The sequence below is a fragment of the Microbulbifer maximicatervae (SeqCode) genome, assembly GCF_056231245.1.
On record NZ_CP174334.1, the window covers coordinates 1,548,721 to 1,558,345 of the forward strand.

Genomic DNA, 9,625 nt, shown 5'->3' on the forward strand with positions numbered 1-9,625 from the left:
TCATGCTCAGGTCCCTGGTAAATGTGTTGTCCTGTCAAACCAGGATGATGCTTGGTGCTCTATCCCTTTGTTCTTTGGCTGCTCTCCCTGCTGCAGCGGCGACTGAACCGCAGGAAGAACTTAAAGACTTGTTTTTCGGTGCGGCAATGTTTCATGCCCATCAGGAAAGTTATTTTGATGCGATTGTGGCACTGGACACAGAACTTGCTCAGTATCACCGCTTAGATCAGCCCGAACTCGATCCTTTCAGTGCGCACTTGGGGCAAGCTGAGTTTTCGGTGGGTGACTTGGAATTGTCCTATCGAATGCACAGGGAGGCCGGGCGGGCTATTGAGGCTGTACTGCAGGGAAATGTTTCCCAGCCGGTGAGAAATGAAGCCGCGTATCGACTGGCAAAAATTCACTATCACAAACAACAGCCGCGCAACGCCTTACATGCCCTGGAAATGATTGACGGGCGGGTTCCCGAGAGGGTCCGTGCAGATGAGCAGTTTTTGCGTGCTCGAGTCTATATGCAGCTCGGTCGATTTGAGGAGGCCGTAGAACTGCTGCAAGACCTAAAGGGTGAAGAGTCATTAGAGGGCTTTGTTTCCTTCAATTTGGGTATTGCACAACTGAAGGCGGGAGAAGAGGAGCGCGGTGTTCTGGAGTTGACTGCACTGGGAAGAAAGCGCAGTTCAGAAGCGGCCCTGCAGGCCCTTTACGATAAGACCAATCTTTTATTGGGCTCTCATTTGATGGAGCTGGGCAAGCTGGATATGGCGCGCCCCTATTTTGATCGTGTAAACCTCGATGGCCCTTTTTCAAATAGGGCGCTGCTGGGCGCTGGCTGGGTAGAGGCCCGCGCGGGTCGCTATGACCGGGCACTGGTGCCCTGGAAGCTGTTGCAAGACCGCAAAGGCACCAGTGAGCCAGTGCAAGAGGTCATGTTGGCGGTGCCCTATGCCTATGGCAAATTGGATGTCCACAGTACGGCAGCAATTAACTATGGCCGCGCATTAGACGCGTTCGGGCGCGAGATTGATACCCTCACTCAGTCTATTCATAGTATTCGCAAAGGTAAGTTCCTTGAGGCGTTGCGTCGTAAAGAGGCTACCCAGGTACAGAACTGGGTAGTGGCCTTGCGCAATTTACCGGAAGCCCCCGAGACCCATTACTTACTCGACCTGATGGCGTCCAATGACTACCAGGAGTTTCTGTGCAACTATCGCGACCTCAACGATTTATATGAGCGCAATGAAGAGTGGCTAAAAAGCCTCACAGCCTACGAAGATATTATTCGTATTCGCCGCAACTATTACGAGCCCTTGTTGCCGGAGCTGGACAGGCAATTCCGGGAGCTCGACGCCCGTATCAAGCTGCGGATGGAGCAGCGCGATCAGTTTGCCAGTCGTATAGAGCAGATGCTGATCTCCCGCCACCCAGAATACCTGGCAACGGCCGAAGAGCAGGAGGCGCGATTGAAGCTCCTGGAACTTAGCGGAAAAATTGCTGAGCATCCCCAGGGCTTTACTGAAACTACTTTGGAGCGGGTTCAGCGGCTTAAAGGTGTATTGGACCTGCGTCTTTCCTTTGAGTACGACCAGCGTTTGACCGAGGCCTACAAACACCTGGCGGAATTAAACCAGGAGATCGAAAGTCTCCAGTCTGTTTACGATTCCTTTGTGCGCAGTCGCCAGGCGGCAACTCACAGCTATACCGGTTACGACCGCGATATTACTCGTTTGCGCGCGCGTATCCAGCAAACCCAACGGCGACTGAAAACCCTGATGGCGCGCCAGGGCACCATGCTTGAGGCATTGGCAATTGCCGAGTTAGAACGCCGTCGCGCACAGTTGGAGAGTTATCAAATTAAAGCCCGCTTTGCCCTGGCAGACAGCTACGACCGCGCTAATGAGCTGCAGGAGCAGCGTGAAGATGAATTTAAGGTAGAGCAGCACAAGGCGCTGTTGGAAGAGCAAATTCCTGAGGAGAATCCACCGGAGATGGAGCAGGTGGAGGAAGAAGAGTCAGCAGAGGGAGGTGATTCGTGAGTAAGTTGCTCAAATCTAAATCTCAAGCTGGTAAATCTCTCAATCGTGCCGCTGGTCTTCTCTCTGCACTTATAGTGCTAGGGGGTTGTGCGGGAAACAGCGGCAAGACAATCGGCAGTCTTCAAAATGTCGAAGTAGAAATTAAGGAAGAACATATTGATGGCAGCCTGGAGAAGGCACTGGCCAGCTACCAGAAGTACTTGCAGGAAACCCCTGAATCCAAGCTGACCCCCGAGGCGATGCGCAGGATTGCCGACCTAAAAATCAAGCAGGCACACCGCGCTGAAGATGCAGAATTCGATAACCTTGCTGGAGTAGCTGCTGGAAGCGGGGCGGTGATCTCTGTCGATGCGTCAGAAGCTATGGCTGAAAATACCCTGGATGCTCCAGAGAAGACAGCGCCGGTGGCGAAGGTAGAGCCGGTAGTGGCTGAGGCGCAGGCCCCTGGGGTTGTCGAGTCTGATGAGGAGTTTGAAACCCGGGCTAGTGGCAGCATAGAAATAGCTGCAGATGAAACCCCGCTTGAAGCGCCGGGCGTTGATTCTGAAGAGATGATGTCAGCCAATGCCCGCGAGGCCATCGATCTTTATATTAAATTGCTGCAAAAGTACCCCCTGTATCACCGCAACGACCAGGTGATGTATCAGTTATCCCGAGCTTATGAAGAAGCGGGAGAGATTGATGCAGCGGTGGATGTGCTGCGTCAGCTGGTGGCCAACTATCCGGACTCGCGACATATCGATGAATCCTGGTTCCGGCTGGGCGAATATTATTTTACCCGCAAGAAGTTTCTCGATGCGGAAGAGTCCTACGGAAAAGTTATCGATATTGGTGTGATATCCAGTTTCTACGAGCTTGCCCTGTATAAACGCGGTTGGGCGCTGTTTAAGCAGGATATGTATGAAATGGCCCTGGATGACTATATCGCCATGCTGGATTACAAAGTCTCCCAGGGCTATGACTTCGACCAGCAAAACAATAAGGGTGAGCGCAAGCATATTGACGATACTTTCCGTGTGGTCAGCTTGAGCTTTTCTTACCTGGAAGGCCCTGATTCGGTTGTCGATTACTTCACCCGCAAGGGCAATAGAGATTACGAATTCCGGGTATACAGCCAGCTGGGTGAATACTATTTGGAAAAGCGTCGCTACCAGGATGCGGCAAAATCCTATATTGCGTTTGTTGATCGAAACCAGTTGCACAGAGTATCTGCGGATTTCTCAATTCGTGTTATTGAAATCTACAGTAAAGGCGGCTTTCCCAAGCTGGTGCTGGAAGCGAAGAAGGATTTCGCCACTACTTATGCACTTAATGCCGATTACTGGACTGTCTTCGATATTAACGAATACGGTGAGGTGGTTGCCTTCCTGCAGACCAACCTGATCGACCTCGCCGGGCACTACCATGCGGCTTACCAGAATAAGAAGTTAAAAGACAAGAAGGCCGAGAATTATCGCGAGGCGATTCACTGGTATCGCAGCTATCTCGATTCCTTCCGGGAAACTGAGCGCGCACCGGAAATCAATTATCAGCTTGCCGGATTGATGTTGGAAAACCGGGATTTCCATGGTGCAGCTCTGGAGTATGAGCGCACGGCCTATGAATATCCTGCGCATAAGGATTCCAGCGAAGCAGGCTACGCAGCGGTTTACGCTTATCGCGAACATCTGGCTAATAACTTAAAAGATGCAACGGATGAGCAGCGTGCACCACTATTGCGGGAAATTATTCGTTCATCGCTGACTTTTGCGGCCACATTCCCCGAGCATGCCAAAGCACCACAGATCATGTTAGGAGCGGTGGAGGATCTCTACGGGTTAAAAGACTATGCCCCGACAATCGCCAATGGTCGTTCACTGTTGGAGCAGTTTCCCGCTGCGGAGCAGGAGATTAGACGTTCTGCCTGGCTGCTGGTGGCTCACGCTTCTTTCGATACTGCGGCCTTTGCGGATGCAGAAATCGCTTACGGTGAAACTTTGACGCTGACTGCCCAGGATGCAAAGGATAGGGCGGGACTGGTAGATAACCTGGCGGCTTCCATCTACCAGCAGGGTGATATGGCCCGTAAACAGGAGGATCATGCAACCGCAGCGAGTCACTTCCTGCGTATTCGAGGTACTGCACCTGGCGCGACCATTCTGGCTACGGCGGAGTATGATGCTGCCGCATCATTGATCGTTCTTAAGGATTGGGTACAAGCGGCAACGGTATTGAATAACTTCCGCAGTCACTTCCCGGAGCATGAGCTGGCGAAAGATGTCACCAAGAAGTTGGCAGTGGTTTACCAGGAGAGCGGTGAGCTGTTGCTAGCAGCTGCGGAATTTGAGCGTATTGAGCGGGAATCCGAGGACGATGAAATACGCCGTGAGGCCTTAACCCAGGCGGCAGATCTTTATGCAGCGGCAGAAGATAGCGCTAAAGCGCTGTCTGTTTTGCGTCGCTACGTCGATTATTTCCCCGAACCCATGGAGCCGGCGCTGGAGACCCGCCAGAAAATTGCCGATATCTACAAAGTGTCCGGGAATCAAAAGCTTTATATGGCAGAGCTTCGTGAACTGGTGAAAGTTGAGTCCCGCGGTGGTTCCCAGCGCAGCGACCGCACCCGTTATCTCGCAGGTAATGCGGCCCTGCTATTGGCTGAACCCAGCTTTGAGGCTTTCACCCAGGTGGATTTGGTTGCGCCTATCGAGAAAAGCCTCAACCTCAAGCGCAAGCGTATGAAAGCAGCCACCCGTGTATTTACTGACCTGATTGATTATCAGGTGGCCGATGTGACCGCTGCGGCAACCTTTTACCTGGCTGAAATTTATCTCCACTTTAGCGTGGCCCTGAAGGACTCGGAGCGTCCAACCAACCTGAATGCCTTGGAGCTGGAAGAGTATGAGTTGGCATTGGAGGAGCAGATTTATCCCTTCGAGGAAAAAGCCATTTCTGTTCATCAGAAGAATGTCGAGTTGCTGGGCGTCGGTATTTATAACCCCTGGATTGATAAAAGTATTGGCAAGCTTGCCAATTTAATGCCCGCTCGCTATGCACGGGCGGAAGAGGCTGGTGAGTATCTCCAGACTATTGTACCCCTGCCGCCAGAGCCGGAATTGCCTTCAGCGGGATCAGCAGTTTCGGGTCAGTAATAACAGGCATTTGCCTTTTGGAGTGGAAAGTTATGCAAAAACAAATGCGTTTGTTTTTTCTGGTGGGCTTAGCCTTGTTGTTGGCAGCTTGCGCCAGCACCCAAACCAAGTCTGGAAAAATCTCTGATTATTCTTCGGTGCGGGTATCGGGCAGTGTGAGTCGGGACTTTGAGCGATCCCTGGAATATCTTGCCGAGCAGGATTATGCGAGTGCTATTGAACTTCTGCAGTCAGTGGTGGAGCGCGAGCAGCGCCTTCCGGCACCCTATATCAATCTAGGTATTGCCCACTACAAAAGTGGCAATGAGGCAAAAGCGGAAGAGGCTTTTTTAAAGGCATTGGCGTTGGACGAAAAGCATCCGGTGGCAACTAATGAACTGGCCGTTCTCTACCGAAAGCAAGGGCGCTTTGCCGAGGCGCGAAAAATATATGTGAATGCTTTGGCAGAAAATCCAGAATATCTACCTTTGATAAAAAATCTGGGCATATTGTGTGATCTGTATCTGCAAGATCTCCAGTGTGCTCTGGCACAATTCGAACAATATGTTCAATTGGAACCAGAGGACCGGGATGTCACTATCTGGTTAGCTGATATTCAACGGAGGGCTGGTAAATGATTAAACTTCGTTGGGCTTTGCCATTCGTGGCCAGCTTTATGGTTGTTCCTTATGCCTTGGCTCAGTCTGAGGGAGAGGAGAAAAAAGAATCCACCGATAAAAAGGTGGATTCAAAAATTAAGGAGTTGTCGGGTATTTCTATTATCGGTAACAAGGAAGCCCCTAAGTCTCTCTATATTGTCCCCTGGAAAAGTTCCGAAGTGGGTGTCGAAAGCGACCTTGTCTCCAGCTTGATGGACGACAAACTCAAACCGCTCGACAAGGAAGTTTTCATGCGTGAGTTGGAGTTCTATCAACTCAGCCTGTCCGGCGATTAACGCCATATTGATTCTGGCTGTCGCCGGAGTAGCACCAAGTTTTAGCTGTATTTCTCAAGAGGGTTTGTAATGGACTTTTTCAATAACGTCATCGAGTTTTTCCAGACGGGCGGTACTTTCATGTACCCGATTCTCGTGGTTGCCGCACTGGGTGGTGCAGTGGCTATCGAGCGCTTTATACGACTGCATTTGGAGCGCCGCAGCAACCGCAATATGTGGGATAAGCTGCAGCCGGTATTAGCTTCAGGAGACTTCGATCGCGCCCGCAACCTGGTAAAACAGGACGAATCCAGTGTGAGTAAATTACTGTCTATGGGGCTGGCCCGGCAGGGGGCTGTTCGCCGTCGTGAAGATATCGAAATCGCGATGGAAGAGAGCATGATGGAGATCACTCCACAGCTGGAAAAACGCACCCCTTACGTAGCTCTGTTTTCCAATATCGCAACTTTGCTGGGGCTTCTGGGAACCATTATGGGTCTGATCGAGGCCTTTACGGCGGTAGCCAATGCCAACCCGGCAGAAAAAGCGGACCTGCTCTCCGCCAGTATTTCCGTGGCGATGAACACCACCGCCTTTGGTCTGATGACTGGTATTCCATTGTTGATCGTTCACGCACTGCTGAACTCACTTACCGGTGAAATTATCGATAGCCTGGAGATGGTCTCTGTAAAAGCATCCAACCTGATTGATGGTGCAACCCGTCGCCGTTTTGAAGTGGAGCCCGCAAAATCCAAGCCGTCTAATGAAAAAACTGCCCCAGCTAAAACCAATCCAGTAGCACAGCAAGCGGAAACTGCGTAATGAGAAGGCGGCGCCACGGGCGGGATAAAGAAGCTCCTGAGCTGGATATCACTGCTTTCTTGAATTTGATGGTGGTATTGGTGCCTTTTCTATTGGTATCGGCGGTATTTTCGCGGGTGACAATTCTCGAACTGAATATGCCGAGTGGTGCCGGTGGTGGAGCACCGGATGATCCCACAGTTACGGTGGAGGTGGTTGTGCGAGAACAGGCCGTGGAAATCAGTGATGGTGAAAAGGTTATCGCACGTTTCCCCAACCTGAATATCGAAGGTGAGGGTGAAAATGCTCCTATTGAGGCTCCCGTTGGAGCAGATACAGAACAGGCTGAGATTCTCGCTGTGCTGCCCACAGCAGAGGTGTATGACCTAAAGAAGCTCACGCAGTTTTTGTTGGAAGTTAAGGCCAGTTATCCGGAAAAAACTGATTCCATCATCCTGATGGAGCCCACAATCGCCTATGAGCATTTGGTGGGCATTATGGATACTGTGCGCGGAGCTGAAGTACGTGTTGAGGGGAGTGATCCCAGTGACCTGGAAGCGGTGGAAAAGGTGGTTTTATTTCCTGATATTTCCATAGGAGATGCGCCATGAGAAATGAAAGCCGACGCATGAAGCGTATGGCGCGAAGCCATAAGCGCAAGAAAACCTCGGGCATGAACCTGACTTCCCTGATGGATGTTTTTACGATCCTGGTGTTTTTCCTGCTGACTAATACCTCCAGCAATGAAGCGCTGGAGCCTCCCAAGGTGATTACCTTGCCGGACTCTGTGGTGGAGACCAAGCCTCGGGAAACGGTGACCTTGATGGTGACCAATGATGAAATCCTGGTGGAGTCCAACTCGATAATTGCCACCTCCGAAGTGTTGGAAAGCGAGGAAACCATTATTGCGGCCATTAAGGAAGCGATGGTTGCAGAGCTGGCCAAGGCAATTGGAGTTGCACAGGCCTCGGCAGATTCAGGTGAGGGTGATGTCGAGGGGGGGCAGGATCCAGAACCACCGGAGGTCAATATTCTCGCGGACAGAGGCATTCCGTTCAGTTTGCTGAAAAAGGTGATGTCCAGCTGTACAGACGCTGGCTATACCAAAGTTTCACTGGCGGTTATTCAGAAAGCATCTCAGGGTTAATGGAAGTTTGTGAGTAATTTTCTTCAACAACAGCGGGCGGTAGGTGAGGCGCTTGAGGCGGTTCACCATCGCATGCAGCTGCTCGAGGATGAGCGGCACCAGATCGAAGAGAAGCTGGCTGAATTGCAGGACCAGGGGCCCAAGTACCAGTTGCTCGACGAGATTTCCGAACGCCTGCGCAAGCTTGAAGAAGCGGGCGCGGGAGAAATGTTCTGGGCGGAAGATTATCGGGAGAATGCTTCTGCGCAGGTTATCGAGCGGATCGGTCAGTCGACACGCAGTTTCAACCAGGGCCTGGAGCAGCTGCGCGATGAGCGCAGTGCTATACAGAACAGCATAAGCGAGTGCCAGGAAGAGGTCTTTGCGCTGGATGAGCGCGCGGATGAGCTGCGCCGCGAGGAGGAAGAGTCAAAGTTCGAGTTCGAGATAACACGGGAATTCGAACAGCCCAAGTTCCGTCCTATGGTGATGCCATGGCACAAGCAGGGTGAGGACGAAAAGCGTTTTCGCCGCTGTGTCTTTGCCTCACTATTTATCGCCGCCTTGCTGGGCTACCTGATTCCTCTGTATACGGTGCCCCAGCCCGAGTCTCAAATAGTGGAAATTCCCGAGCGCCTGGCCAAGCTGGTTATTGAGAAGAAAACCAAGCCCAAGCCACCGCCGGAGCCAGAAAAAGCCAAGCCTAAGAAAGAGGAGAAAAAACCGGAGAAGAAGCCTGAACAGAAGGTAGCCAAGCAGGACCCGAAACCCTCCAAGGCGGAGAAAAAGCAGGCGCGTAAAAAAGCTGAGCGATCCGGTGTTCTCGCCTTTAAGGATAACTTCCAGGACCTGATACAGGATGATCTGGATAACCGCCTCGGCCAGCAAACCCAGCTGAGCACGGCCGGTAAAAAAGAGAACCGCAGTCAGCGCTCACTGATCACTGCAGCATCTACCGCGGGTAGTGGTGGTATCAATACGGCGGAGCTGAGTCGCAATGTGGGTGGGTCTGGTTCGGACTTGGGTGGCGTTGCCTTTGCGCGAGTGGAAAGTTCTATCGGTACTGAAGGTGACTTTGCCGGTGAGGACCGTCCTCTCAGTGATGGTGCTGGTCCTTCGCGGACAGATGAGGAAATCCAGATTGTTTTTGATCGCTACAAAGCCACCTTGTACCGTATCTACAATCGTGAGCTGCGTAATAATCCCGCGCTGCAAGGTAAGATGGTGTTGAAGATTACTATTGAGCCCAGCGGATCGGTTTCTGCCGTGAGTGTAGATTCCAGTGATGTGGATTCGCCGTCACTCAATGCAAAAATTGTGGCTAGGGTCAAACGATTTAACTTTGGTGAAAAGGCCGGGGTACCGACCATAACCATTCTTTATCCGATTGACTTCTTCCCGCCAACCTAGGCTGATAATTGGCCGGAGCCCACTGAATAGTGGGTTCCGGCCGTTTCATGGTGATGAAATTTTCGTCATACCTGTTCAATTATTTTTTGTCCGTTCTGGACAAAAATTTTCCCTCACTGAGGGCCCGCCTGAGAACCACTTGGCAATCCCTACAAAAGTTCCACTTGTCAGCTGGCTAATTATGACTTGTTTCACGGCTACCTAAGTGGGT

At 51.6% G+C, this 9,625-nt stretch carries 8 protein-coding genes; all 8 read left to right on the forward strand.

Translation table 11 applies throughout. The features are described 5' to 3' along the window. Nucleotides 1-2: 2 nt before the first annotated feature. Nucleotides 3-2,033 (forward strand): tetratricopeptide repeat protein, encoded by a 2,031-nt coding sequence (locus ACJJIS_RS06745; RefSeq protein WP_475709781.1) that lies wholly within the window; start codon nucleotides 3-5, stop codon nucleotides 2,031-2,033. After that, nucleotides 2,030-5,164 carry a tetratricopeptide repeat protein gene (locus tag ACJJIS_RS06750; RefSeq protein WP_475709782.1) on the forward strand — a complete coding sequence of 1,045 codons (3,135 nt, stop codon included), beginning with the start codon at nucleotides 2,030-2,032 and terminating at the stop codon, nucleotides 5,162-5,164. The genes ACJJIS_RS06745 and ACJJIS_RS06750 overlap by 4 nt, the downstream gene beginning before the upstream one ends. A 32-nt stretch (nucleotides 5,165-5,196) precedes the next feature. Then, nucleotides 5,197-5,781: a tetratricopeptide repeat protein gene (locus tag ACJJIS_RS06755; protein ID WP_413662567.1), complete on the forward strand. Its 585-nt coding sequence runs from the start codon at nucleotides 5,197-5,199 to the stop codon at nucleotides 5,779-5,781. Beyond that, nucleotides 5,778-6,098 carry a hypothetical protein gene (locus ACJJIS_RS06760; RefSeq protein ID WP_475709783.1) on the forward strand — a complete coding sequence of 107 codons (321 nt, stop codon included), beginning with the start codon at nucleotides 5,778-5,780 and terminating at the stop codon, nucleotides 6,096-6,098. Before ACJJIS_RS06755 ends, ACJJIS_RS06760 begins: the two co-directional genes overlap by 4 nt. A 69-nt stretch (nucleotides 6,099-6,167) precedes the next feature. Continuing rightward, complete coding sequence (locus ACJJIS_RS06765) at nucleotides 6,168-6,899, forward strand: MotA/TolQ/ExbB proton channel family protein (protein WP_475709784.1); 732 nt, start codon at nucleotides 6,168-6,170, stop codon at nucleotides 6,897-6,899. Beyond that, nucleotides 6,899-7,489 (forward strand): ExbD/TolR family protein, encoded by a 591-nt coding sequence (locus ACJJIS_RS06770; RefSeq protein ID WP_475709785.1) that lies wholly within the window; start codon nucleotides 6,899-6,901, stop codon nucleotides 7,487-7,489. Before ACJJIS_RS06765 ends, ACJJIS_RS06770 begins: the two co-directional genes overlap by 1 nt. Continuing rightward, entirely contained in the window at nucleotides 7,486-8,025 is a 540-nt protein-coding gene (locus tag ACJJIS_RS06775) for an ExbD/TolR family protein (protein ID WP_444914202.1), read from the forward strand. The genes ACJJIS_RS06770 and ACJJIS_RS06775 overlap by 4 nt, the downstream gene beginning before the upstream one ends. A gap of 9 nt (nucleotides 8,026-8,034) precedes the next feature. Beyond that, on the forward strand, nucleotides 8,035-9,414 hold the full coding sequence (locus tag ACJJIS_RS06780; protein ID WP_475709786.1) for an AgmX/PglI C-terminal domain-containing protein: 1,380 nt from the start codon (nucleotides 8,035-8,037) through the stop codon (nucleotides 9,412-9,414). Nucleotides 9,415-9,625 lie beyond the last annotated feature (211 nt).

What these genes read in the sequence shown, in the direction of transcription:
- ACJJIS_RS06745 (WP_475709781.1), top strand. Translation starts at nt 3, where the DNA reads ATGCTCAGGTCCCTGGTAAATGTGTTGTCCTGTCAAACCAGGATGATG.
- ACJJIS_RS06755 (WP_413662567.1), top strand. Translation starts at nt 5,197, where the DNA reads ATGCAAAAACAAATGCGTTTGTTTTTTCTGGTGGGCTTAGCCTTGTTG.
- ACJJIS_RS06760 (WP_475709783.1), top strand. Translation starts at nt 5,778, where the DNA reads ATGATTAAACTTCGTTGGGCTTTGCCATTCGTGGCCAGCTTTATGGTT.
- ACJJIS_RS06765 (WP_475709784.1), top strand. Translation starts at nt 6,168, where the DNA reads ATGGACTTTTTCAATAACGTCATCGAGTTTTTCCAGACGGGCGGTACT.
- ACJJIS_RS06770 (WP_475709785.1), top strand. Translation starts at nt 6,899, where the DNA reads ATGAGAAGGCGGCGCCACGGGCGGGATAAAGAAGCTCCTGAGCTGGAT.
- ACJJIS_RS06775 (WP_444914202.1), top strand. Translation starts at nt 7,486, where the DNA reads ATGAGAAATGAAAGCCGACGCATGAAGCGTATGGCGCGAAGCCATAAG.